This is a genomic window from Streptomyces sp. NPDC051172, from assembly GCF_040682555.1.
GTDB lineage: Bacteria > Actinomycetota > Actinomycetes > Streptomycetales > Streptomycetaceae > Streptomyces.
This window is the reverse complement of the sequence record NZ_JBFBBE010000020.1, coordinates 1-23753: the sequence shown is the minus strand read 5'-3', so window position 1 is coordinate 23753 and position 23753 is coordinate 1. Positions and strand designations below refer to the sequence as shown.

Sequence of the window (23753 nt, the reverse complement as noted above, 5' to 3'; positions counted from 1 at the left end):
CCGGAACGGGCGCGTACGGAACGCCCGGCGCCGGAGGCTGCGGCGGCGTTGGAGTTGACTGGCTCATGACAGAAATCCGCCCATGGGATGGAGCAAGCGGATGGTGCAGCGAAAAAACTGTGCGCATGTATGTGCGACGAGTAAAGGGAGAGTAGCAGCCGAGGGTGACAGTGCGGCCGGCGAAATATGCGGTCAGAGCCGGTGGGCGGCCCCCGTCGGAACCGCTCCGCGCGTGTCCAGAAGCAACTGTGCCTTCACCGACAGGCCTTGGAGGTCGTACGTCCGGTGCTGCTGCAGCAGGATCGTCAGATCGGCCTCGGCCGCGGCCTCGTAGAGGGCGTCCGCGCGCGGGACTGGGCGGTCCTGCACGCTCCAGGACGGTACGTGCGGGTCGTGGTAGCTGATGGAGGCGCCCAGTTCCATGAGGCGGACGGCGATCTCCGGGGCGGTGGTGCCCTGTTGGTCGGCGAGGTCCGGCTTGTAGGTGACGCCGAGGAGCAGCAGGCGTGCGCCGCGCGCCGACTTGCCGTGCTCGTTGAGGAGGGCCGCGGCGCGCTGGACGACGTAACGGGGCATCTGGCTGTTGACCTGCTGGGCCAGTTCGACCATGCGCAGGGTGCGGCCGGGGAAGCCGGTCAGGTCCTGGGGGACGGCGTGGCCGCCGACGCCGGGGCCGGGGCGGAAGGCCTCGAAGCCGAACGGCTTGGTCTCCGCGCAGCGGATGACGTCCCAGACGTCGACTCCGAGGTGGTTGCAGAGGACCGCCATCTCGTTGACGAGCGCGATGTTGACGTGCCGGAAGTTGGTCTCGAGCAGCTGTACGGTCTCCGCCTCGCGCAGTCCACGCGCGCGTACCACCTTGTCGGTGAGGCGGCCGTAGAACGCGGCGGCGGACTCGGTGCAGGCGGGGGTGAGGCCGCCGATCACCTTGGGGATGTTGGCCGGGGTGAAGTCGCGGTTGCCGGGGTCGACCCGGCTGGGGGAGTAGGCGAGGTGGAAGTCGCGGCCTGCCTGCAGTCCGGAGCCCTCCTCAAGGAGGGTGCGCAGGAACTCCTCGGTGGTGCCCGGCGGGACGGGCGACTCCAGGATGACCGTGGTGTGCGGGCGCAGTCGCGCGGCCAGGACGCGGGCGGCCGCCTCCACCTGGCCGAGGTCGAGCTTGCCGTCGGCGCCGCGCGGGGTCGGCGCGCAGATGACCGCGGTGCGTACCCGGCCGAGCTCGGCCGGGCTGGTGGCGTGCCGGAAGCCCCCCGAGAGCATCCGGCGCAGTTCGGCGGGGCTGAGGGAGCCCTGCTCGGGCCCGGTCCGATAGCCGAGTGTGGGGATGCCGGCCGCGACGGCTGCCTGGGCCAGGGGCAGGCCGAACGGGCCGAGTCCGATGACGGCGAGATCTGCGGGCATGGGGTGGGCCGTCCTCCCAGTAACCGAAGCGGGGCAGGTGCGCAAGTCCTGTGGACAGGACAGGCGAAGTGCAATGTCACACTAGGAGTAAATATGACCGATTTGCGGGATTGGTTGTCCGTGTTTTCCGCAGGTCTCGGGAATGTTGTCCACAGGCTGGGGGCGACTGGTGGCTGAAGCCGGGCAAGCCGGTCAGAATTTGGGCATGGGGGATAGGAACCGGGCTTCGCCCGACGGGTGCGGCCGACGCTACCGATAGCGGGAGGCAGCGGTGAGGACAGCGACACTGGGGCCGGCGCAGCGAGCCGAGTCACTGGCGGGAATGGCCGAGCGCGAGCTGGACGTACTGGTGGTGGGCGGCGGCGTGGTCGGTGCGGGCACCGCCCTGGACGCCGTGACACGCGGACTGTCCACCGGTCTGGTCGAGGCGCGTGACTGGGCTTCGGGCACATCCAGCAGGTCCAGCAAGCTGATCCACGGCGGACTGCGCTATCTGGAGATGCTCGACTTCGCGCTCGTACGCGAGGCGCTGAAGGAGCGCGGCCTGCTGCTGGAGCGGCTGGCCCCGCATCTGGTGAAGCCGGTGCCGTTCCTCTACCCGCTGCAGCACAAGGGCTGGGAGCGCCTGTACGCCGGTTCGGGCGTCGCGCTCTACGACGCGATGTCGATGGCCCGCGGACACGGCCGCGGCCTGCCCACGCACCGTCATCTGACCCGCCGCCATGCCCTGCGCGTGGCACCCGCCTTGAAGAAGGACGCGCTGGTCGGCGCCCTGCAGTACTACGACGCCCAGATGGACGACGCGCGTTATGTGGCCACCTTGGTGCGCACGGCGGCGGCGTACGGCACGAAGGTCGCCAACCGCGCGCGCGTGACGGGCTTCCTGAGGGAGGGCGAACGCGTCGTCGGCGCGCGTGTGCAGGACGTCGAGGCGGGCGGCGAGTACGAGATCCGCGCCAAGCAGATCGTCAACGCGACCGGTGTGTGGACCGACGACACCCAGGGCATGGTCGGCGAGCGCGGCCAGTTCCACGTCCGGGCGTCCAAGGGCATCCACCTGGTCGTACCGAAGGACCGCATCAGTTCCTCGTCCGGGCTGATCCTGCGCACCGAGAAGTCCGTGCTGTTCGTCATCCCCTGGGGCCGGCACTGGATCGTCGGCACCACGGACACCGACTGGGACCTCGACAAGGCGCATCCGGCCGCGTCCAGCGCGGACATCGACTACCTGCTGGAGCATGTGAACTCGGTGCTCGCGGTGCCGCTGACCCGGGACGACGTGCAGGGCGTGTATGCGGGGCTGCGGCCGCTGCTGGCCGGCGAGTCGGAGGCCACCAGCAAGCTGTCGCGCGAGCACACCGTGGCGCATCCCGCGCCCGGGCTCGTCGTGGTGGCGGGCGGCAAGTACACGACGTACCGGGTGATGGCCAAGGACGCGGTGGACGAGGCGGTCCACGGCCTCGACCTCCGGGTCGCCGAGTGCGTGACGGAGGAGGTGCCGCTGCTGGGGGCCGAGGGCTACCGGGCGCTGTGGAACGCGCGGGCGCGGATCGCGGCGCGGACGGGTCTTCATGTGGTGCGCGTGGAGCATCTGTTGAACCGGTACGGATCGATGGCGGAGGAGGTCCTCGACCTCGTCACCGCGGACGCCTCGCTCGGGGAGCCGCTGCAGGCCGCCGACGACTATCTGCGCGCCGAGGTCGTGTACGCCGCCTCGCACGAGGGTGCCCGGCACCTGGACGACGTGCTGACCCGCCGCACCCGCATCTCCATCGAGACCTTCGACCGGGGGACGCGCAGCGCACGGGAGGCGGCCGAGCTCATGGCGCCGGTGCTCGGCTGGGACAAGGACCAGATCGAGCGGGAGATCGAGCACTACGAGAAGCGGGTGGAGGCCGAGCGGGAGTCGCAGCGGCAGCCGGACGACCTGACGGCGGATGCCGCGCGTTTGGGGGCGCCGGACATCGTGCCGCTGTAGGACGCCGGGCATCCGGGCACCGGGACACCACTCGAACGAGTGGCGCGATCCGGGATCTTCGTTCGGAACCCGGCCGTTCTACGGAGTGCGAGGGCAGAACTCGGCGGCGAACAGGGCCGGTGCGAGGCCGGGATCTGCGATCGCCGTCGTGTTCACGCGGAAGGTGAGGACATGCCGGCCGTCGGCGGTGGCTGCGGTGCGCACGTAGCTGCCGGAGATGCGTCCGTTGTGTCCCCACACCGTGATGCCGCACGACAGCTTCCCGGGAAGCAGCCCATGCCGTACAGGCCGTGTGCGGTGCGGGTGTCACGCATCTCGCGCACCCGGCGCGAGGGCAGCAGTTCGCCGCCCAGCAGGGCCGCGTAGAAGCGGCCCAGGTCGGCGAGTGTGATCGCCAGCTCGCCCGCGGCTGTCCGTGGCCGGTGCCGCGGGGGCCGAGGAGGGTGCCGGCGACAGGGTGAGGAGCACCGGCGACGCGGGCGCGGCCAGTGGGGTCCTGAGCGGCGGCATCGCGAGGTCCGCCCTTGTCGCGGCCCATCATCCAGGGCGGCGCGACGCTCGGCCCGGCGGGGTCCCGGGTGCACCGGCTCCTCGTACGGCACCAGGGGCACCCTGGGCGTCGGGCACTTGTCGGGTGAGGGACAATGGAGGCTCTGTCAGGGCGGGTTGCATGAGGGGACGCATGTCGGAGGCGGAGCGGGCGGGGACATCTCGTCAGGACACTCGTCAGGACAACAGCGAGCGTCTTCTCGCCGGGCGGTACCGGCTGGGGAGGGTGCTCGGCCGCGGCGGCATGGGCACGGTGTGGCGGGCCGAGGACGAGACCCTGGGCCGGACGGTCGCCGTCAAGGAGCTGCGGTTCCCGTCGAACATCGACGAGGACGAGAAACGGCGGCTGATCACACGGACGCTGCGCGAGGCCAAGGCGATCGCGCGGATCCGCAACAACAGCGCGGTGACGGTCTTCGACGTGGTCGAGGAGGACGACCGGCCGTGGATCGTGATGGAACTCGTCGAGGGCAAGTCGCTCGCCGAGGTCATCCGGGAGGACGGCCTGCTCGAGCCCAGGCGCGCGGCCGAGGTCGGTCTTGCGATCCTCGACGTGCTGCGCTCGGCGCACCGCGAGGGCATCCTGCACCGTGACGTGAAGCCGTCCAACGTGCTTCTGGAGTCCGACACCGACCGGGTCGTGCTCACCGACTTCGGTATCGCCCAGGTCGAGGGCGATCCGTCCATCACCTCGACCGGCATGCTCGTCGGCGCGCCCTCCTACATCTCCCCGGAGCGGGCCCGCGGGCACAAGCCGGGCCCCGCGGCCGACCTGTGGTCGCTCGGCGGACTGCTGTACGCGGCCGTCGAGGGCGTGCCGCCGTACGACAAGGGTTCCGCGATCGCCACCCTCACCGCCGTGATGACCGAGCCGTTGGAGGAGCCGAAGAACGCGGGGCCGCTGAGGGACGTCATCTACGGGCTGCTGACCAAGGATCCCGCCAAGCGGCTCGACGACGCGGGTGCGCGGGCGATGCTCAACCGTGTGATCCACGCGCCCGAGCCGAAGGAGGCCGAGCCGGAGCCGCCGATGGACGCGACGCGGGTCGTGCCGTTGCCGGTGCAGCCCGATGCGCCCAAGGGCAAGGGGAGTTCGGGCGGCTCCGGAGGCAAGCGGGGCGAGGAGGCGGCGGAGAAGCTGCGCGGGGCGCTGCGTTCCGTGCGAAAGGCCGCCGTGGCGGCGGGAGCGGCGGCCGGTTCGGCGGCTGCGACCCGCGGCAAGTCGGGGAGCAGTACGGCTGGTTCGGAGTCCGGCGGCACCAAGTCCGCCGGGGCGTCGGGTGCGGCCGGTTCTTCGGCTCCGCCGGCACCTTCTGCTCCTCCGGCCCCTCCCGCTGCGACGACTCCGATGCCTGCGGTGCCTTCGGTTCCACGGCCGGCCGCGTCGCCGTCCTCGGCGTCGTCCGCGTCGGCGCAGCCCTCGGCTTCGTCGGCTGCTTCGGGAGCCAAGGCGCCTTCCGGTACCTCTGCCGGTTCCGGTTCATCGGCGGCATCGGGTTCCGCGGGTGCCTCGGCCGCTTCGGCCGGTGTGGCTTCCGGGGGCCGGGAGAGCGCGGCGCAAGGGGGGAATGCGCAGGCCGGTGGGCGCAGTTCGGGTTGGCCGGTCGTGCCGCCGCCGGACCTGCCGCCGCGGCCCGTGCCGCGGGCGCCGCTCACCGACGTGGTGCCGAAGCGGACGCTGGTGATCATCGCGGTGGTGGTCGTGCTCGCCGTGGTCGGGACCGTGCTGGCCATCGTGCTCGGCGGGGACGGCAAGAGCTCGAACGGCGGCAGGAACAGCGGCGGGAAGGCCGCGGCCAGTGCCTCCGCCGGTGCCCGCACCAAGGAGGACGCGAGCGGCGGCACCCGTGCGGGCGGAGCCGACTCGCAGTCCGGGTCGGCGTCGACGGACGGCAGCACTGCCAGCAACAGCCCGACCGCGTCCGGCGGCAGCAGCGCGGGAGCCGGCGGATCGTCCGGGGACGACGGCGCGGTGCAGACGAAGTACACGGGGAGCCAGGGGTACTCGATAGGACTGCCCAAGGGGTGGAAGTACCAGTCGGCGAGTTCTGCCGGGGACCGGTTCACCGGGCCCGACGGGCAGAAGCTGCTCGTCGCCTGGACGTCCACGCCCAAGGGCGACCCGGTGGCCGACTGGAAGAACCAGGAGCGCTACATGACGCGCTCGCAGTACCAGAAGATCCGGATAGAGCAGGTGGACTACCGCGGCTGGAACACGGCCGACTGGGAGTTCACCTATGTGGAGGGCGGGACGGAGTACCGGACGATCGACCGCGGGTTCGTCGTCAACGACCATCTCGGATATGCGCTGATGTACACGGCGAAAGCCGCGAACTGGGACAGTGACCTGCGCAAGGCCACCTGGGACACCCTCGCGAAGACGTTCGAACCCAAGTCGTGATGTCACCGAGCCCGTGTTTGAGCCGTGAGATCTGGCATCCCCTCATTGCAGGTTGCCTCCGGCACGTATCGTGAGTGTTTGCGGACCGTACGCATCCAGGTATGGGTTCGGAACGGGGCGCGAGACGAACGGAATTGACCAACCGGGCGGCCGGGGGAGGCAACGTGGACGACTATGCGGGACGGGTTCTCGCCGACCGCTACCGCCTGCCGCTGCCACCCGCCGACGAGTACGAACTCACAGACACCCGCGCCTTCGACACCTACAGCGGCCAGGAAGTCCTGGTCAGGCAGGTACCGTTGCCCGAAGTCGTCGAGGCGGAGGTGCTCGACGCGGAGGGGCTGCCGGACGGTTTCACGGCGCGTGACCCGCGGCAGCGGGGGAGCGGCCGGTCCGCGGCGCGCACCGGGGTGCGGCGGCCCACCGACCCGGCGGTACGGCGCGCGGTGGAGGCCGCGCAGGCCGCGGCGCAGATCCCCGACCATCCGCGACTCGACCAGGTCTTCGATGTGTTCGCCGAGGGCGGTTCGCTGTGGATCGTCAGCGAGTTGGTGTCGGCGCGGCCGCTCGCGGCGCTGCTCGCCGAGAAGCCGCTCACGCCGTATCGGGCGGCCGAGGTGGCCTCCGACGTCCTCATGGCGCTGCGGGTGCTGCACGCCCATGGCTGGGTGCACCGGAACATCACCGCCCGTACGGTGCTGGTCTGCGACGACGGCCGGGTGATGCTCACCGGGCTCGCGGTCGGGGCGGCGGAGGAGGCGCTGTGCGGGTACGACCCGGTGCCGGCTCCGGAGGGTGACGGGGACGGCGGGTTCGGACCTGCGGGCGGTTCGCCGGGCGGACCGGGCCTGCCGGGTGTCCAGGGGGCACAGGGTGCCCCGGGCCCCACCGGATACCAGGGTGCTCAGGGCGGTCCCGGGGGCGGCGACCCCGAGGCCGCTCGGCGTGCGGCCATCCGGGCGCGTACGGCCGGGGGACTGCCGAGCGCCGGGGCGGACACGGCGAACGGGGCGGGGGCGCCGGGTGCGCTCGCGCCCAAGGCCCTGGAGACCGGCGGGGACATCCGGGCCGCGCGGGCCGGGGCGATCGCCGCGTACCGGGCGGGTGCCCGGGCCGCGGCCAGGGTCCAGGAGGCACAGGAGAGCGGGCGGGCGGCGCTGCCCGGTGCCCGTTCCGCGCCCGAGGGCGGCCCCGCCTCACAGGCCAACGGCACGGCGCAGCCTTACACTTCGGGCGACGGGGCCGAGACCTCGTCGCGCTCCACGAACCCGCCGGGTCGGATAGCCGACCCATACGGCGTGAGCGCCTGGCACGGGGCCGCGCCCCGGAGCGGAGTCGGCGGGGCACCGGCCGCCGAGGGCGGTGGAGCGGCCGGTCTCGCGGGCCAGGGCGGTCGTACGGCACTCCCGCCGGGCGACCGCGGCTCCTACGCCGGCGGCAGCCCCTACCGCAGCGGCGGCACCTCGGCGCCGGGCACCGGTGCTCCCTCGGCCTCCGGCGTTCCGGCCCCCCGCCTCGACAAGGCTCCCCCGACGGGTGTTCCGGCACCCGGCTCCCGCACTCCCGCGCCGCTCCCGCCCGGTGCCGCGCCCGCCGGCCACTGGGACGACCTCGTGGCCGGCACCCCCGCCCCGCGCGGCCCCGCCACCCCGCTCGCCGCCGAGCGGGCCCGGCAGGCGCGGATGGCCGTGGTGGGGCCCGTGACGGAGCGGTGGGCGCCGGAGCAGGCCGGACCCGTGCACGAGAACTGGCAGCTGGCGGCGCCCATCGGGCCCGCGACCGACCTGTGGGCGCTCGGAGCGCTGCTCTTCAGGGCCGTACAGGGGCATGCGCCGTATCCGGAGGAGTCGACGGCCGAGCTGGTGCAGATGGTGTGCGCCGAGCCGCCCGCCTTCGCGGAGGAGTGCGGGCCGCTGCGGCCGGTCGTGGAGTCGCTGCTGCGTCAGGACCCCACCGAGCGGCTGGACTTCGAGGAGCTCGCGGGCTGGCTGCGGTCCCTCGTGCGGTCCGCGCCCGAACCCGACGCCGGTACGCATGTCATCGCTGCGCCTCCTGCCGACCCGAACCGGCTGCCGATCGTACGGCGGCGGGGCGAACTGGTGCGCAGGCGGCGCGCCGGACTGCCCGCGACCAGCGCGCACGGACGGCACAAGCGGGCCAAGGAGCAGGCGGGTTCGCCGCGCAGCCTCGGCCGCACCCTGCTGGTGCTGATACTGCTCCTGCTGGCCGCGGCGGTCGCGTACGCCGTGCTCTTCATGCCGAAGGCCGGGCAGAAGGACGCGGCGGGCAGCGACCGTACCGGCAGTGCGGGGGAGGTCAGCCCCGCGCCCGAACAGTCGGACAAGGGTGCGAACAGCCAGCCGCGCCCCGACCAGACCTCGCCCAAGTCCGAGGACAGCCCCTCGAATTCGGCGAGTGCGACCGAGAGCCAGACCAACGGGCCGGCCGTCGCCGACGGTTTCACGCTGCGCAACGACCCGGAGGGTTTCCGGATCGCCGTGGCCAAGGGCTGGTCCCGGGCCGGAAAGAACGACTGGAACCAGGTGGTGTACTCGCACGGCGCCTTCGAGCTCATCGTCGTGAAGGGACGCGACGGCGCGGTCACCTACGGCAGCGACCCTATGGCGTACCAGCGGGACACGGAGCACGAGTTGCAGCCGTACCGCAGCTCCAGCTGGGCCACCGCGACCGGGCTGCGCACCGTCACGGTGGGCACGCGCACCATGGCCGAGGGGCAGTTCACCTGGACCGACGACAGCGGCAACGACCTGTATGTGCGCAACCTCGCGATGCTCATCGACGGGCGGTACCACATCGTGCAGGTGCGCGGTCCCGAGTCGCAGCGGGACGAGGTGACGAAGCTGTACGAGCAGGCGTCGGCCACCTATCAGGTGACCGGCTGACCTCACCTGTGAACGGTCCGTGAAGCGAAAACGGTTGCTGTACGGACCCCTGAGCGACAACCGTCACAGTGCGGTCTCCTTGGGACCCCCGTTGTTCCCTGTTTGCGGGCCGGTCCTTAGTCTGACCCTGTCAAGAGCATTGCGGGGCAACGTGAATCAGATGCAGGGCCAGCTTGTCGCGGGCCGCTACCGGCTCGCCGACTCGATCGGCAGCGGCGGCATGGGCCGTGTGTGGCGCGCACACGACGAGGTGCTCCACCGCGCCGTCGCCATCAAGGAGTTGACCGCCGCGCTCTATGTGTCCGAGAGTGAACAGGAGCGGCTGCTCGCGCGCACCCGGGCGGAGGCGCGCGCCGCCGCGCGCATCAACCACTCCGCCGTGGTCACCGTGCACGACGTGCTCGAACACGACGGCCGCCCGTGGATCGTGATGGAGCTGGTCGAGGGTTACTCGCTGGCCGACGCCGTCAAGGAGCGGGGCCGCATCGAGCCCGCCGAGGCCGCGCGCATCGGGCTGTGGGTGCTGCGGGCGCTGCGCGCCGCGCACGCCGCCGGAGTGCTGCACCGCGACGTGAAGCCCGGCAACGTCCTCATCGGCCACGACGGCCGCGTCCTGCTCACCGACTTCGGCATCGCCCAGATCGAGGGCGATACGACGATCACCCGCACCGGAGAGGTCGTCGGCTCCGTCGACTACCTCGCCCCCGAGCGGGTCCGCGGCCACGACCCGGGCCCCGCCTCCGACCTGTGGGCGCTCGGCGCCACGCTGTACACGGCGGTGGAAGGCAGGTCGCCGTTCCGCCGCACCTCGCCGCTGTCCACCATGCAGGCGGTCGTGGAGGAGAACGCCGCCGATCCGCAGCACGCCGGTCCGCTCGGGCCCGTCATGGCCGCGCTGCTGCACAAGGACCCCGCCGCACGGCCGTCCGCGGCCGAGGCAGAGCAGATGCTCGCCGAGGCGGCGGAGGGCCGGCGGGCGAACGAGGCGCAGGCATACGTGCCGACACAGCACACGGGCTCCCGCTACGAGACCGGGACCACCGCCACGGGACCGCACACCGGCTCCGGATCGGGACCGCAGACGGGCTCCGCCACGCCGTACCCGCCGACGTCCGGGCCGACGTCGATCGGGCCGACCGGGATGGGCCCGGAGCACCGGACGGGCACCGGCCCCGCACCGAAACGCCGTCGTCTGCGCACCGTGGTCCTCTCGATAGCCCTCGCGGCGATCGTCGGCGCAGGCGCGGCCGTGGCGCTCCAGTCGGGGGACAAGGAGACGCCGAGCGGCACTGCCGGTACCTCCACGCCACAGAGCCCGACGCCCACGAAACCATCCAGCCCGAACGCCAACGGAACCGTTCCTGCCGCATGGCAGCGCTACGACGACCCCTGGGGCTTCAGCCTCTATCTGCCCAAGGGCTGGAGCCGGAAGGTCTTCGGCGTCTCCGGCGAGATCAGGCAGGTCGACTACACACCCGACGACGGCAAGCACTTCGTCCGCATCGCCATGGACACGGCACCGGACTTCAAGGACGCCTACTCCCACCAGGTGAGCCTGGACCACCAGCTCCAGCGGCGCTTCGCCGACTACCACAGCGTACGGCTGGAAGCGAACATCTACCGCGACCGGCCCGGCTCCGTCTGGGAGTACACCTGGACCGCGTTGAAGGGGCAGCAGGGGGTCCCCTTCCCCGGTCCGCGCCGCGCCGTCGAGGAGACGTACATGTCCGGGGACGGCACCGAGTACGCGATCTACATCTCGTCGCCCGCGGCCGACTGGGCCACCACGAGCAAGCAGTTCAGGTGGGTCCTGCAGGGCTGGCAGGAGAAGACCTCCCAGTAACCGTTGGGCCGGACGGGGGTTGGCCGGTCACCGCCCCGGAGCACGTCCGTCCGGTGGGGCATGATGGGGCGCATGGGGACCGAGGGGGAAGGCGTCCGTGTCGTAGCGGGCCGTTATCGGCTCGAGGCGAGAATCGGGCGCGGTGGCATGGGCGTGGTGTGGCGGGCGACCGACGAGTTGCTCGGCAGGCAGGTGGCGGTCAAGGAGCTTCCTCTCGACCTCGACGAGACGCTCTCCGCGGAGGAGACCAGGCGGCAGCGCGACCGCACCCTGCGCGAGGCGCGTGCGGTGGCCCAGTTGCGCCACCGGCACATCATCGTCGTCCACGATGTCGTCGAGCACGACGAACGCCCGTACATCGTCATGGAGTTGATCGACGGCGGCTCCCTCGCCGACCGCATCTCCCAGCGCGGGCCGCTCACCCCCGCCGAGGCCGCCCGGATCGGCGCCGCCCTGCTGAGCGCCCTGCGCGCGGCGCACGAGGCGGGGGTGCTGCACCGCGACATCAAGCCCGCCAACGTCCTCCTTGAATCCGGCACGGACCGGGTCGTCCTCACCGACTTCGGCATCGCGCAGGTCGCGGGCGCCACCACGCTCACCGAGACCGGCTCGTTCGTAGGCTCGCCCGAGTACACCGCGCCGGAGCGGATGTCCGGGGCGAGGACCGGCCCCGAGTCCGACCTGTGGTCGCTGGGCGCGCTGCTGTGCACCGCGCTGAGCGGTGAATCCCCGTTCCGGCGCGACTCGCTCGGCGGCATCCTGCACGCGGTCGTGTTCGACGAGATACGGCCGCCCGCGCAGGCCGAACCGCTTCTGCCCGTCGTCCTGGGCCTGCTGGAGCGCGATCCCGACCGCCGGCTGGACGCGGCGCAGGCCGAGCGCATGCTGCGGGCCTACACCGACACCGGCCGCACCCCGGCGCTGCCCCCCGGCTACACACCGACCGAGCAGGACGTGCCCCGCCCGCCCGCGCCGCAGCCCGCGCCGACACCGACACCGACGCCGTCGCCCACGGTGGAGACCAGGCAGTCCACCCGGGGCGTGCTGGTGGCCGCGCTGCTGGTCGCCGCGATGGCGGGGGCGGGGGTCTCGGCGGCGGCGCTGCTCATGAACGGGGGCGGCGAAGGGGGTGGTACGCCGACGAGTCCGGCGCCGCGGACCTCGGTGAGCGCGTCGCCGTCACCCACCTCCAGTACGCCCAGCCCCTCGCGCACGCCGTCCAAGTCGCCCGTCACCGCGACCCGCCCCTCCGCCCCCTCCGGCTACCGCGTCGCCGAGGACCCGGCCGGCTTCTCCCTCGCCGTACCGGAGGACTTCACCCGCTCACCGCAGGGCGAGCGCGTCTTCTACCTGTCACCGGGGGAGACCTTCCGGCTCGGCATCAAGGCCACCGACCCGCAGACGGGCGGCCCGCTCGCGGTGATGCGGCGCGCCGCCGCCCAGGGCTCCGACACCAACCCCGGCTACCACGACGGCCGGGTCACCTCGACCACCCAGCACGGACAACCCGCCGCCCTCTGGGAGTTCACCTGGAACGGCTTCAGCACGGCCGAGGGCCCCCGGCACACCTACGACCTGTGCTGGGAGGAGGGCGGCCGGATGTACGACGTGTGGGTGTCGGCGCCGGTCGGCAAGGTGCGGGAGGCGAAGGAGTACTTCGACGTCGCGGTGGACACGTTCGTGGCCGGGTGAGGCGCAGGTCCGGGATTCGCGCCGCCCTGGATCCAGGCTGACGACGTACGAGAACAAACCGTCCGCCGAGAACACGGTGGCCCCGCGATCGCGAATCCGGCTATCGACAAGCTCTGCCCCGCCGTCAGCGCCGCACCTGAGCCCGGTATCTCCCCGGCGTCACCCCGAACTCCCTGCTGAACGCGTGCGACAGGGCGTACGGGCTGCTGTATCCCGCCTCGCGGGCCACCGAGGCCAGCGGGGCGTCGGTGTCGCGCAGGAGCGTGGCCGTGCGGGTCAGCCGCCACCAGGTCAGGTACGCCATGGGCGGGCGGCCGACCAGGGCGGTGAACCGGCGGGCCAGCGTGGCACGGGAGACGCCCGCCTCGGCGGCCAGACGGTCGTTGGTCCACGGGGCGGCCGGGTCCGAGTGCAGGGCGCGGAGGGCGGCCGTGGTCACCGGGTCGCCGAGCACGGCCGGCCAGGCGCCCGTGGCCGTGTCCGTCTCCGTCGTCCACGCCCGCACCATGTAGATCAGCAGCAGGTCGAGCAGGCTCGGCAGAGCCAGACAGGAACCCGGGCGGCGCTCGTCGAGCTCGCGGGCCAACAGGTCCACGGCTGCGCGCAGTTCGGGATGGGAGCCGACCCGGTTCGGCAGATGGACGACCTGCGGCAGCTCCGCGAGCAGCGGGTGCACCCGGCTGCGGTCGAGGCGGTACTTGCCGCACAACAGCTCCACCTCACGCCCGCCCGGCGCCCCCGCGGGCGGTCCCATCTCCTCGAACGGCACGGCCCGCGTCGTATCGCCAGGTGCGTCCGCCAGCACATGCCCCGCCCCGTGCGGCAGCAGTACGACGTCCCCGGCGGCCAGCGTCACCGGCTCGCCGCCCCCGTCGGGCAACAGCCAGCAGCCACCCGCGAGGACCACGTGGAACCCGGCGCCCTCGTACGGGGCGAGCCGCGTGCACCAGGTGCCGGCGACCCGCAGCCGGTTGGAGGAGGGCTGCCCGATGCGTATCGCGGAGATCGCGTCGCTCACCACGTCCATGAGACGCAAGCGTATCCGAATGAGCTGGACAGGCATTGGGTTGCTCACGGAAGCGCTTCTAAAGTCCTTGTTATGGCTGATGAGAACGTGCAGAATTTCATGATCGGTGACGTCGAGGTGCACCGGGTCGTCGAGTGGCGGGCGCCCTACGCCCCGGCCCGGGACCTCGTTCCGGGCGTCGGCCCCGAGGTGTGGCGGGACAACCGGGAGGCGCTCGTCCCGGACCACTGGGAGCCGGGCAGCGACCGTGCCGTGGTCGCGCTGCAGACCTGGGTGCTCCGCAGCGCCGGTCGCACCGTTGTCGTCGACACCGGCGTGGGCAACGGCCGCGAGCGGCCCGGCAACGCCCTCTTCCACCAGCGGCAGGGCGACTTCCCGGACCGCCTGGCGCAGGCCGGAGTGCGCCCGGAGGACGTCGACGTCGTCGTGAACACCCACATCCACGGCGACCACGTCGGCTGGAACACCCACGACGTGGAGGGCGGCTGGCTCCCCACCTTCCCGAACGCCACCTACCTCCTCCCGGCCGCGGACGACCACCACTTCGGCCCGGACGGCGGATACGGCGGCGGTGTGCGCCCCGACGACCGGCTGATCTACGAGGACAGCATCGCTCCCGTGCACAAGTCGGGACAGGCCCGGTTGTGGGACGGAGAGCACCGCATCGACGAGCACCTGACCCTGGAGTCCGCCCCCGGCCACACCCCCGGCTCGTCCGTCCTGCGCCTCGCCTCGCGCGGTGAACGGGCCGTGTTCGTCGGGGACTTGCTGCACAGCCCGGTCCAGATCCTGCACCCCGAGTGCAGCAGCTGCTTCTGCCTGGACCCAGGGCGGGCGGCCACCAGTCGCCGCCGGGTCCTCGAACGAGCCGTGTCCGAGGGCGAGTTGCTGATTCCCGCGCACTTCGGCGGATCGGGGGTCGTGGAGGTGCGGCGACGGGGCGACGCCCTCGCCTTCGCCCGCTGGACTCCGTAACACGGGCCCCGCGTCGACAAGTCCCCGTTCCGCAAGGTACTCATGAGGCATGAGTGCAGGCGGCGAACGGACGCGCGAAGGTCGGCTGCTCGGCGGGCGCTACCGGCTGACCGAGCGCATCGGCTCCGGCGGCATGGGCACCGTCTGGCAGGCGTACGACGAACTCGTGGAGCGGGACGTCGCCGTCAAGCAGCCGCGGCTGCCCGGCGACCCGGAGGACGAGCACCACCGGCGGGCCGCCCACCGCCTCTACCGCGAGGCCCGCGCCGCCGCCCGCGTCGACCACCCGGCCGCCGTCTCCATCCATGACGTCGTGGTCGAGGAGGACGGACTGCCCTGGATCGTCATGGAGTTGATCCGCGGCGAGTCCCTCCACGAAGTCCTCAGGCGCGGCCCGGTCGAGGCGTCCGAGGCCGCCCGTATCGGCCTCGCCGTCCTCGGCGCCCTGGATGCGGCGCACGCCGTCGGCATCGTGCACCGGGACGTCAAGCCCGCCAACGTCCTGCTCGGCGCCCACGGCCGAGTCGTCCTCACCGACTTCGGCATCGCCCACGTCCAGGGCGAGGAATCCCTCACCGTGAGCGGTGAGTTCGTCGGCTCCCTGGAGTTCGTCGCGCCCGAGCGGATGTCGGGCCGGGGCGCCGGTCCCGCCTCCGACCTGTGGTCGCTGGGCGTGCTGCTGTACGCGGCCGCGGAGGGAATCTCCCCGTTCCGGCGTACGACGGTGGAGTCCACACTCGCCGCGGTCATCGCCTCCGAGGCGCCCGAGCCGAAACAGGCCGGACCGCTCGGCCCGCTGATCGCCCGGCTGCTGGTGAAGCAGCCGGAGCAGCGGCCCGGCGCGAAGGAGGCCGGCGCGGTGCTGGAGGCGGTGGCGGAGGGCTGGCCGGTCCCGCAGGTCGAGCCCGGTGCGACGGTGGCCCAGGGCACGGCAGGGTTGCGGGAGTTCGCCGACGACAGGGGGACCGTACGACTGGGGGCTGCGCCCGTCCCGGACACGCCGGCCCCTGCGGTCAAGGCGGCGGCCTCCGCGGCCGTACCGGAATCCGACACCGCGCCCACCTCCGGGCCCCGGCGGGCATCCGAGCCGTCCGCCGAACCCGCGACCGCCAGTGTCCCGCACCCCGTCGCGGCTCCGAAGCGCGCCCTGCTGCTCCGCCGCACCTCCCTCGCCGCGCTCGCCGCCCTGCTCGTCGGCGGCACCTGGCTCGGCATGCCCTACTTCGTCGAGACCGACAGCGGAGGCGTCACCGAACGGACCGCCACCCTCACCGAGACTCCCGCCCGCGAGGCGACCCCCGGCCCCGGCGCCACCGCCTGGACCGCCCACCGGGAACAGGGCATGAACGCCGTGCTGACCCTGCCGAGCCGGTACCGGGAGTCCGCCAGGGAAGGCGGCGCCGCGAGGCCGCCCCGTCTCGTCGAGTACGACGGGCCCGACGGGAAGGTCACCATCCGCCTCACCCAGTGGGACAAGGCCCCCCGCTCCCCGATGGCCGAGGCGCAGCAGGCGCACGCCGACTGGAACAGCTACAGCGGTGACGCCCGCACCCAGTACACCCGCACCGCCTTCCACGGCTACGAGGCCGTCCAGGCCGACACCACCTACGGCCTGGACGGCACCCCGGCCCGGGTGATGCAGCTGATGATCCGCACCGACGACGGTCGCATGTACGAACTGCGCGTGGACATGCCCAAGGGGACACCGGCCGAGAAGAAGGGCACCACCCTCTTCAAAGGCGCACGTGACCGTCTCGTGATCGGAAAAGGCTGACCCGCTCCCCGTCGTCCCCGCACAACGCCTGATCAGCGCAAACCTTGCCAGTGAGCACTGGCGGCGTGTGTGTACTGCGTGAAGCCGCGTTACCGACGGGTACCCAAAGGCCCCGCGCCGTCATACCCTGCGGCTCATGACGGAAGCGCATGCCGAGGCCAAGACCGGCACGAACCCTCTCGCCCCCGCCCCCGAAGGTGCCCGTACCGCCGCCGACGTGGTCACCCCCGAGCTGGTCGCGCAGCTCACCAAGGGCGTGGTCGGCTCCGGACGCACCGCCAACCACACGCCGTTCACCGGCGAGAAGCTGGCCGACCTGCCCGAGTCCACGCCCGAGGACGTCGCCAAGGCCTTCGACGCGGCCCGCGCGGCGCAGGCGGTCTGGGCGCAGACACCGGTCCGGCAGCGCGCGGCCGTCCTGCTCCGCTTCCACGACCTGATCCTCGCCCGCCAGGCCGAGGTCCTCGACCTGATCCAGCTGGAGACCGGCAAGGCCCGGCTGCACGCCCACGAGGAGGTCCAGGCCGTCGCGGTCGCGTCCCGCCACTACGGACGCCGGGCCGCCGCGTACCTGAAGCCGAAGCGGCACACGGGCGCCATGCCGACGCTGACGAAGGTCACCGAACTCCGTCACCCGCGCGGTGTGGTCGGCCAGATCGCCCCGTGGAACTACCCCCTGGAACTCTCGGTCGGCGATGCGCTCCCGGCCTTCGTGGCGGGCAACGCGGTCGTCATGAAGCCGGACACGGAGACCTGCCTGACCGCCCTGTGGGCACGCGACCTGCTCATCGAGGCGGGCCTCCCGGCCGACGTCTTCCAGGTCGTCCTCGGCGAGGGCCCGGTCGTCGGCCCCGAGGTCGTCAAGCACGCCGACTACGTCTCCTTCACCGGCTCCACCCGCACCGGCCGCGAGGTCGCCCAGGGTGCCGCCGCCCGCCTGGTCGGCGTCTCCCTCGAACTCGGCGGCAAGAACGCCATGCTGGTCCTCGACGACGCCGACATCGAGAAGGCGGCCGCGGGCGCGGTCCGCGCCTGCTTCTCCTCCGCCGGCCAGCTCTGCATCTCCATCGAGCGGCTGTACGTCCACGAGTCGATCGCGGACACCTTCCTGGAGCGCTTCGCCACCCGCACCAAGGCCATGCGCCTCGGCACGTCCCTCGCATACGGCGCCGACATGGGCTCCCTGGTCGGCGAACGCCAGCTGGAGACCGTCACCCGCCACGTCGAGGAGGCCGTGGCGAAGGGCGCGAAGGTCGTCGCCGGCGGTGTCGCCCGCCCGGACATCGGCCCGTACTTCTTCGAGCCGACCATCCTCGACGGCGTGACCGAGCCGATGTCGGTCTGCACCGAGGAGACCTTCGGCCCGGTCGTCTCGATCTACCGCTTCAAGACCGACGAGGAGGCGATCGAGCACGCCAACTCCACGCCGTACGGCCTGAACTCCTCGGTCTGGACGAAGAACGGCAGCCGCGGCCGCGAGGTCGCCTCCCGTCTGCGCACGGGCACCGTGAACGTCAACGACGGCTACGCCCCCGCCTACGGCAGTGTCCAGTCCCCCATGGGCGGCATGAAGGACTCCGGCCTCGGCCGTCGCCACGGCTCCGAGGGCATCCTCAAGTACACGGAGGCCCAGACGGTCGCCCACCAGCGGCTCCTGCCGATGGCCCCGTCGCTGGGGATGGACGACGAGAAGTACGCGCAGTTCATGAGTCGCAGCCTGCGGCTGATGAAGACCCTGCGCTTCAAGTAGAAACGCCCGTTCTCAACGAGGAGAGCACGTGTCACAGGACACCTACGACTACGACGTCATCGTCGTCGGATCGGGTTTCGGCGGCTCGGTGACCGCCCTGCGCCTGACGGAGAAGGGCTACCGCGTAGGTGTCCTGGAGGCCGGCCGCCGCTTCACCCGGGAGTCCCTCCCCAAGAACTCCTGGGACCTCAGGAACTACCTCTGGGCTCCGAAACTCGGCATGTACGGCATCCAGCGCATCCATCTGCTGGGCAACGTCATGGTCCTGGCCGGCGCAGGCGTCGGCGGCGGCTCCCTCAACTACGCCAACACCCTCTACGTACCGCCGAAGCCGTTCTTCGACGACCCCCAGTGGCGTGACATCACGGACTGGCAGGAGGAGCTGAAGCCTTACTACGACCAGGCCCAGCGCATGCTCGGCGTACGGCTGAACCCGACGATGACCCCCTCCGACGTGCACCTGAAGGCCGCGGCCGAGCGGATGGGCGTCGGCGACACCTTCCACATGGCACCGGTCGGCGTGTTCTTCGGCGACGGGAAGGACGCGGAGGGGAAGTCGAAGGCGGCGCCCGGCGGGCAGGTCGACGACCCGTACTTCGGCGGCGCGGGCCCGGCCCGAAAGGCGTGCACCGAGTGCGGCGAGTGCATGACCGGCTGCCGGCACGGCGCGAAGAACACCCTCAACGAGAACTACCTCCACCTCGCCGAGAAGGCGGGCGCGGTCGTGCACCCGATGACGACGGTCGTGTCGATCACGGACGACTCGCAGGGCGGCTACGCCGTCGCCACCCTCCCCACCGACGAGAAGAAGAAGAGCAGGGGCCGCATCTTCAAGGCCCGCCGGGTGGTCCTTGCCGCCGGCACCTACGGCACCCAGACCCTGCTGCACCGCATGAAGGCGGGCCGTCAACTCCCGTACATCTCGGACAGGTTGGGCGAGCTCACCCGCACGAACTCCGAGGCGCTGGTCGGCGCGCAGACGGACGACCGCCGCTACCGCAAGGCGACCGGCCAACCGAAGGTCGACTTCACCCGGGGCGTCGCCATCACCTCGTCCATCCACCCGGACGAGAACACCCACATCGAGCCGGTCCGCTACGGCAAGGGCTCCAACTCGATGGGCAGCCTCTCCATCCTCCAGGTGCCGTACGCGGAGGGCTCGTCGAGGGTCATGGGCTGGCTCGCGAACGCGGCCCGCCACCCCCTCCTCGTGCTGCGCTCCCTCTCCAACCGCCGCTGGTCGGAGAAGACCATCATCGGCCTGGTGATGCAGTCGCTGGACAACTCCCTGACGACGTACCTCAAGCCGGACGGCGTCGGGAAGGGTCTGCTCACCGCCCGCCAGGGCCACGGCGCCCCCAACCCCAAGCAGATCAGGGCCGCTTCGGAGGGCGCATCGGCGATCGCCGCCGACATCAACGGCTTCGCCGGATCGAACGTCGGCGAACTCATGGGCACCCCCCTCACCGCCCACTTCCTGGGCGGCTGCCCGATCGGCAGTTCGCGCGAGACCGGCGTGATCGACCCTTACCACCGCCTCTACGGCCACCCCGGCATCTCGGTGGTGGACGGCGCGGCGGTCTCGGCCAACCTGGGCGTGAACCCGTCCCTCACCATCACCGCCCAGGCCGAGCGCGCGATGTCGTACTGGCCCAACAAGGGCGAGGAGGACCCGCGTCCGGCCCAGGGAGCGGCGTACGAACGCCTGAAGCCGGTGGAGCCCAAGGCCCCCGCGGTCCCGGCGGACGCCTTCGGTGCACTGAAGCTGCCGTTCCTGGGAATGCCGGCCGTGCCGCCGAAGAAGTAGCCGCTCAGGCACGGCGAAGGACCCGTACCCCCCTCCGAGTGCGGGTCCTTCTCTCCTTGCAGTGAGCTGCTGTTACGCGCCCGCGCCGGCCCGACGGCGACGCACCGCGAACACCGCACCCGCACCGGCGACGACGGCGACACCGCCGACGAGGCCGATCACCGGCAGGGCGGAGCCGGCGCCGGTCTCGGCGAGGTTGCCGGTCGGCAGGGCGGAGATCTCGCCCTGCGGCTTCTTCACCGAGTCCTTGCTGCCCTTGTCGCTCGGGGTGGCGGAGCCCGGGTCGGTGTTGGCCGAACCGGCCTTCAGCACCTTGAAGTCGTACTGTGCCCAGCCCTCGGCGATGCAGTCCTGTCCCTCGACGTTGTCGAGGTAGGCACCGGAACCGAAGGAGTAGGCGTCGCCGGCCGGGGCCTTTGAGTCGATGCTGACGCGCAGGGCGACGGTCTGGCTCTGACCGGCCTTCAGCTCCTTGACGAAGAAGAAGTAGTCACCCGCCCAGTCGTCGGAACCGATGCGGTCCCAGGAGCCGGTCTCGGGGTTCTTGAACTCCAGGTCGACGTACGGGCTCAGGTACTTCGACTCGTCGAGCTCGTAGTTCTCCACCTCGGCGTAGAAGGCGACGCCCTCCACCCTGGTCTTCGCGTCGTTGGTGACGGTCAGCTTGAAGTTGTGGAACCCGTCGCCCGCGACGATCTTGCCCGGCAGGCCCTTGATGTCCGCGGACACCTTGGCGCCCTCGTAGTTCTTGTCGACGTCCTCACAGAAGGGCACGTTCGGGTCCGAGGGGTCCTCGCTCGGCTCGGCCGAGGTGGAGGGGGTGGGCTCGCCCGACTGGCTCGCCGGGGCGCTCGCGGTCGGCGAACTGGACGCCGGGGCGGTAGGCGTGGCCGAGTCGGTCGGCAGGCCGGTGTCCGTCGGCGTCGCCGTGGCCGTGTCGCTCGGCGTCTCGGTGGGCGTCTCGGACACGGTCTCGGTGGCGCCTGCGGTCGGCGTCTCGTCCGCAAAGGCGGCGGGCGCGGACAGCAGCGCGAGGGGCGCGATGACCGCGGTGGCGGCCGCGACGCCCATGGCACAACGAAGCTTCATGACAACCTCAAGGGAGTCCAGTCCAATGGGAGGGCTCCGCGTGTGGGGCGCGGGTGTGGCCCTTGGTTCGCAGGTTGGATCCGTGAGGCCTGTGAATGGTTGTACGGGCTCTCACGGAATTCTTACGTGGCCTACGTCGCCGACTCCAGGCAAGCGGCAGTTCACGAAGCCGCCATTCTTTGCGCGAGCCGGGTCACGTACGCTCTGCTGCTCGTCAGGCGATGCACATGACAGCCGCCGACGAGCAGCCTCGATGAGTCCCGAAGAACCCGAAGAGCCTGAAGAGCCCTGGCAGAAAGGCGTCCGAGTCGTGGCCGACAGACCGTCCGAAGAGCGGAGATCCGGTTCCGGCGAGGAGCCTTCCATACCCGACGACGTGTGGGAGAAGTTCGTCAAGGACACCGAGGCGGAACTCGGGTCCGCCCCCAAGGAGCCCTCGGCCCGCGCCCGTATGGTCACCGAGCGGCTGCGGCAGCAGGACGCGCGCGGCGAGAGCCCGGACAACTGGCGCGCCGGTCCGGCCCGCCCCGAACGGCGCCGCCGCGTCCGGCCGGTGCTCGGGGTCCTCCTCGCCGCTGCGGTGGCCGTCGTGGCCGTGAAGCCGTCGGTCATCCCCGGCGACCCCTTGGGCACGAAGGACCACGCGGCCCCCTCCGTCTCCCCCCTCCCGGCGGAGACCGCGGCCCCCGCCGCCCCGCCCTCCCCGGCCGACTCCGAAACCCCCTCCTTCGCCCGGCCGTTCGCCGGCTCCCCGGCCGAGCGCTGGGCCGACGGTGCGGCGGGCATCGTCCTGCCGAAGGCGACCCCCGTCGGCACGCTCTCCAAGGCCCAGGTCGAGCAGGCCCTGCAGCAGACCAGAACCCTCCTGGTCGACGCGAACCTCAACTCGGCCACCCTGCGCGGCGAACGCCCCGCCACCGCGCTCGGCGTGATCGAACCGCAGCAGACGGACCTCCTCACACGGCTCGACACGGCCTTGGCCAAGCCGGACGAGAAGCACGACCCGCTGTCCATGTTCAGCCGCTTCGACCCGGCGGAGGTCAAACTCGTCGGCGACGTGATCAAGACCCGCGGCCGCATCACCTTCAAAGCCGGCGAACAGTCCTCCGTCGCCGTGCACGCCGACTACACCTTCGTCTACCCGGTCGCCCGCACCGACGGCTCGAAGGAGGTCACCCGCACCATCGTGCGCCGCGTCCTCGACATCCAGATGTCCGACCCGGCCCGCTACAAGGTCACCCCCGGCAAGATCACCATCCGCCGCTACGACCGCGACATCGGCAACTCCGCCTGTGATGTCTACGACGGCTATCTGCACCCGGGGTTCACGTCGGACACCGCGACCGGCGCCCCTCCCACGGGCCCGACGTCGGACCCGTACGACCGCAGCAAGGGCATCGACGACGGCCTCACGAAGGGCTGCGGGACGGCGTCCAGGGTCTGACCGGTGCCCGTGGGGCCGACCGGTGCACGGACATGCGAAGGGCCCCGCGGGCTTGGGCCGCGGGGCCCTTCTCCGTCAGCACCGACGTCAGGGCAGCGCCGGTGCCTGGGAGCGGCGCCGGGGGGTTGCGCCGCTTGTCGTGTGTGCCCTGGGTCGCCGCCCCGGCGCATTCGGGGCGCGCGGATGGTCTCGACCTCTGACGGTACGGAAGTGCAAGCAATGCAGTTGTCCGCGGCGGGACTTGGGGGCTTTCTACGCATCGTGCTGGATGGACGGGGCGTACGCAACCGTTTGACCCAGGGTTGTGCATTTTTGCATTTTCCGCCGGTCGGCCCCGGGCGTCCCCGGGGCCGACCGTTTACTTGGGTGACCGGGCTGCTGTCCCCTGCCGTCCGGTCACAACCCTGGAGTGAGGTCCCACGACGTTCGGCACGACCCGTACGTCTCATCACCCCAGCAAGCCACGCGTGGTTCCTTCGGGCCCGCCCCTGGCTGGCGCGGACACCACCACCAACGAAGGGGCTCGCCGGGCGGTCACGCGCCGTACGGGTTAAAGGGGCTGCGAACTCAGATGCGACCGCGGCACAGTTCGAGCAGCGTCATGGCGAGGGACGTACCGGGCTTGCCGAGGGCCTCGCTGTAGTGGCCGAGGACCTCCATCTCGCGGGACAGGTTCACGCGCTGCGGGCCTGCTGGATGACGGCGGAGACGGCCATCCGTTCCTGGATCAGGCCGATGATCCGGTCGTCGAGAGCGTCGATGCGCTCCCGAGCGCCGGTGATCACGCCGGCGGCCTCGGTGGTACGGGCGCCGGTCTTCTCGGCTGCGGTGGCGGTCATGTCGGGGGCTCCTCATCGGTGGGTGGGACGCGGTGCCCCGGAGCGGCAGGACCCGGAAGACGACAGGCGCCCCGGGCCTTGTCGGCCCGGGGCGCCTGGGAAGTCGCTTGTCAGTAGCTCAAGCAGCACGACCATGGCAGCCGGCGGGCCGGTTGCCATAGGTAAAGAGGAAGGTCGGGTGTGTGAGCATGGGGCCAGTATGCCCGGCCCGGCGATGTGGTCCAACACGGTTCGCATCGTGAGACTGGGGGTCGCCGACCCCAACGTGGGTCCGGCATCCC

The 23753-nt window shown here is 71.8% G+C and carries 13 protein-coding genes and 2 pseudogenes; 10 read left to right on the top strand and 5 right to left on the bottom strand.

Features of this window, described 5'->3' with window-relative positions; genetic code table 11:
- Positions 1-192: 192 nt before the first annotated feature.
- A complete protein-coding gene (locus tag AB0N07_RS14715; RefSeq protein ID WP_365834849.1) occupies positions 193-1401 on the bottom strand; it encodes a nucleotide sugar dehydrogenase in 1209 nt (402 codons plus the stop codon).
- 271 nt (positions 1402-1672) lie between these two features.
- Between AB0N07_RS14715 and AB0N07_RS14710 the strand changes: the two genes are divergently transcribed.
- The gene (locus AB0N07_RS14710) at positions 1673-3379 is read left to right on the top strand and encodes a glycerol-3-phosphate dehydrogenase/oxidase (RefSeq protein ID WP_365834847.1); all 1707 of its coding nucleotides are present in this window, start codon (positions 1673-1675) and stop codon (positions 3377-3379) included.
- A 78-nt stretch (positions 3380-3457) separates the two neighbouring features.
- Here the strand turns inward: AB0N07_RS14710 and AB0N07_RS14705 are convergent.
- A pseudogene (locus AB0N07_RS14705) lies at positions 3458-3789 on the bottom strand (serine hydrolase); the annotation flags it as partial.
- A gap of 272 nt (positions 3790-4061) precedes the next feature.
- Between AB0N07_RS14705 and AB0N07_RS14700 the strand changes: the two are divergent.
- The 4 genes from AB0N07_RS14700 (at position 4062) to AB0N07_RS14685 (ending at position 12767) form a co-directional block, all read left to right on the top strand.
- Entirely contained in the window at positions 4062-6329 is a 2268-nt protein-coding gene (locus AB0N07_RS14700; RefSeq protein WP_365834845.1) for a serine/threonine-protein kinase, read from the top strand.
- A 164-nt stretch (positions 6330-6493) separates the two neighbouring features.
- Positions 6494-9232 carry a protein kinase gene (locus AB0N07_RS14695; protein WP_365834843.1) on the top strand — a complete coding sequence of 913 codons (2739 nt, stop codon included), beginning with the start codon at positions 6494-6496 and terminating at the stop codon, positions 9230-9232.
- Positions 9233-9392: 160 nt separating this feature from the next.
- On the top strand, positions 9393-11075 hold the full coding sequence (locus tag AB0N07_RS14690) for a protein kinase (RefSeq protein WP_365834841.1): 1683 nt from the start codon (positions 9393-9395) through the stop codon (positions 11073-11075).
- A 72-nt stretch (positions 11076-11147) separates the two neighbouring features.
- Positions 11148-12767, top strand: a complete 1620-nt coding sequence (locus AB0N07_RS14685; RefSeq protein WP_365834839.1) for a serine/threonine-protein kinase — start codon at positions 11148-11150, stop codon at positions 12765-12767.
- Positions 12768-12891: 124 nt separating this feature from the next.
- On the opposite strand, the gene AB0N07_RS14680 is transcribed toward AB0N07_RS14685, so the two are convergent.
- On the bottom strand, positions 12892-13794 hold the full coding sequence (locus AB0N07_RS14680; RefSeq protein WP_365834837.1) for an AraC family transcriptional regulator: 903 nt from the start codon (positions 13792-13794) through the stop codon (positions 12892-12894).
- A gap of 72 nt (positions 13795-13866) precedes the next feature.
- On the opposite strand from AB0N07_RS14680, the gene AB0N07_RS14675 reads away from it, so the two are divergent.
- The 4 genes from AB0N07_RS14675 to AB0N07_RS14660 all read left to right on the top strand — a co-directional run bounded on the left by AB0N07_RS14675 (position 13867) and on the right by AB0N07_RS14660 (position 20100).
- Positions 13867-14769 (top strand): MBL fold metallo-hydrolase, encoded by a 903-nt coding sequence (locus AB0N07_RS14675; protein WP_365834836.1) that lies wholly within the window; start codon positions 13867-13869, stop codon positions 14767-14769.
- Between the two features lie 49 nt (positions 14770-14818).
- Positions 14819-16543: a serine/threonine-protein kinase gene (locus AB0N07_RS14670; protein ID WP_365834834.1), complete on the top strand. Its 1725-nt coding sequence runs from the start codon at positions 14819-14821 to the stop codon at positions 16541-16543.
- Positions 16544-16679: 136 nt separating this feature from the next.
- Complete coding sequence (locus AB0N07_RS14665; RefSeq protein WP_365834832.1) at positions 16680-18293, top strand: succinic semialdehyde dehydrogenase; 1614 nt, start codon at positions 16680-16682, stop codon at positions 18291-18293.
- Positions 18294-18321: 28 nt separating this feature from the next.
- Complete coding sequence (locus AB0N07_RS14660) at positions 18322-20100, top strand: GMC family oxidoreductase (RefSeq protein ID WP_365834830.1); 1779 nt, start codon at positions 18322-18324, stop codon at positions 20098-20100.
- 72 nt (positions 20101-20172) lie between these two features.
- Here the strand turns inward: AB0N07_RS14660 and AB0N07_RS14655 are convergent, their stop codons facing one another.
- On the bottom strand, positions 20173-21189 hold the full coding sequence (locus AB0N07_RS14655) for an LPXTG cell wall anchor domain-containing protein (RefSeq protein WP_365834828.1): 1017 nt from the start codon (positions 21187-21189) through the stop codon (positions 20173-20175).
- A gap of 310 nt (positions 21190-21499) precedes the next feature.
- Between AB0N07_RS14655 and AB0N07_RS14650 the strand changes: the two genes are divergently transcribed.
- Positions 21500-22633 (top strand): hypothetical protein, encoded by a 1134-nt coding sequence (locus tag AB0N07_RS14650; RefSeq protein ID WP_365834826.1) that lies wholly within the window; start codon positions 21500-21502, stop codon positions 22631-22633.
- Between the two features lie 567 nt (positions 22634-23200).
- On the opposite strand, the pseudogene AB0N07_RS14645 reads toward AB0N07_RS14650, so the two are convergent.
- A pseudogene (locus AB0N07_RS14645) lies at positions 23201-23472 on the bottom strand (chorismate mutase).
- Positions 23473-23753 lie beyond the last annotated feature (281 nt).

What these genes read in the sequence shown, in the direction of transcription:
- AB0N07_RS14715 (WP_365834849.1), bottom strand. Translation starts at nt 1,401, where the DNA reads ATGCCCGCAGATCTCGCCGTCATCGGACTCGGCCCGTTCGGCCTGCCC.
- AB0N07_RS14700 (WP_365834845.1), top strand. Translation starts at nt 4,062, where the DNA reads ATGTCGGAGGCGGAGCGGGCGGGGACATCTCGTCAGGACACTCGTCAG.
- AB0N07_RS14690 (WP_365834841.1), top strand. Translation starts at nt 9,393, where the DNA reads ATGCAGGGCCAGCTTGTCGCGGGCCGCTACCGGCTCGCCGACTCGATC.
- AB0N07_RS14685 (WP_365834839.1), top strand. Translation starts at nt 11,148, where the DNA reads ATGGGGACCGAGGGGGAAGGCGTCCGTGTCGTAGCGGGCCGTTATCGG.
- AB0N07_RS14680 (WP_365834837.1), bottom strand. Translation starts at nt 13,794, where the DNA reads ATGGACGTGGTGAGCGACGCGATCTCCGCGATACGCATCGGGCAGCCC.
- AB0N07_RS14675 (WP_365834836.1), top strand. Translation starts at nt 13,867, where the DNA reads ATGGCTGATGAGAACGTGCAGAATTTCATGATCGGTGACGTCGAGGTG.
- AB0N07_RS14670 (WP_365834834.1), top strand. Translation starts at nt 14,819, where the DNA reads ATGAGTGCAGGCGGCGAACGGACGCGCGAAGGTCGGCTGCTCGGCGGG.
- AB0N07_RS14665 (WP_365834832.1), top strand. Translation starts at nt 16,680, where the DNA reads ATGACGGAAGCGCATGCCGAGGCCAAGACCGGCACGAACCCTCTCGCC.
- AB0N07_RS14655 (WP_365834828.1), bottom strand. Translation starts at nt 21,189, where the DNA reads ATGAAGCTTCGTTGTGCCATGGGCGTCGCGGCCGCCACCGCGGTCATC.